Source organism: Pseudomonas sp. EL_65y_Pfl1_R83, assembly GCF_963970695.1.
Lineage (GTDB): Bacteria > Pseudomonadota > Gammaproteobacteria > Pseudomonadales > Pseudomonadaceae > Aquipseudomonas > Aquipseudomonas tritici.
This window is the reverse complement of sequence record NZ_CAXAQI010000446.1, coordinates 1-448: the sequence shown is the minus strand read 5'-3', so window position 1 is coordinate 448 and position 448 is coordinate 1. Positions and strand designations below refer to the sequence as shown.

1 pseudogene is annotated in these 448 nt (G+C 67.4%); it reads right to left on the bottom strand.

Going from position 1 to position 448, the window contains the following annotated elements:
- Nucleotides 1–448: pseudogene (locus AACY08_RS29750) on the bottom strand (hypothetical protein); the annotation flags it as partial.

Below are 448 nucleotides of genomic sequence, written 5' to 3'. Positions count from 1 at the left end.
CTGCCGGAACGGCTCGGCGGTCGCGGTGAAGGCTTGCTCCTCGGCGATCTTGCCGGCGGTGTAGGGCTTGATCCCCTGCTCCCACGCCTTTTCGAAGGTCGGGGCCATCACGAAGAAGGACAGGAACATCGCCAGGCTGATGATCACCGGATTGGGCGGCACGCCCTGCGCGCCGATGCCGGTGCGCAACAGCGACAGCGCGACGACGATACGCGTGAAGCTGGTGACCGTCATCAGGATGCCGGGCGCAAGGCTCAGCACCGTCAGCATCAGCACCAGTTGAATCGCCCGGCCCGAAACCGATCCGCCCGCGCCAGCACCGGGCAAGCCCAGGGCGGACGCGCCCACTGCAGACGGAGCCAATGCAGCCTGGGCGTGCGCGGCGAAGGGGATCAACAGCGCGCCTGCGGCGAGCGCGAACAGGACCGACTTACAGATCGGAAGAGCA